General features: G+C 66.3%; 1 protein-coding gene. It reads right to left on the bottom strand.

All coding sequences use genetic code 11. The features are described 5' to 3' along the window. The coding region (locus IB265_RS36290) for an Ig-like domain-containing protein (RefSeq protein ID WP_375293119.1) at positions 1 to 486 on the bottom strand (486 nt) is incomplete at both ends.

The following is a 486-nucleotide window of genomic DNA, read 5'->3' as shown; positions in this document are numbered from 1 at the left end:
TCGCTGCACCGGCAACCGGAGCCGGGTTGGCGCCAGCCAGACCGTCATCGTCGACATTCGCAGACGCCGAGCCACCGGTCGGCTGGTTGGCATCCGTCACCGAGAAGCCGAAGTTTGCCGTCGACGTGTCGCCGTCACCGTCCGTCACCGTGTAGGTGCCATTGACCGGCAGAGACGCTCCGACCGTCGGAGCATCCGCCTGGAACTCGTAGCTGCCGTCGGCCTTGACCCGGATCGAGCCCGCGCCGACGTCGATCCAGCCGGACCAACCGGTGACTGCATCGAAAGCACCGACCGGGGCGCCATTGATCTGCGTCAGCGTTGCGCCATCCGCACCAGATGCAAAGTCGAACGTGCCGCTGATCGTCGTGCCTTCCGGCACAGCCCCGCCGGCTTCATTCGCCGCCGAAGGCACGTCGTCGTTGAAGCTGACGGTCAGTGTGCCGTTGGCAACCGAGTTGTCCGCGTCGGTGACCGTGTAGCCGA

It is taken from the genome of Ensifer sp. ENS10, from assembly GCF_014852025.1.
Lineage (GTDB): Bacteria > Pseudomonadota > Alphaproteobacteria > Rhizobiales > Rhizobiaceae > Ensifer.
This window is presented reverse-complemented; position numbering and strand designations above follow the sequence as displayed.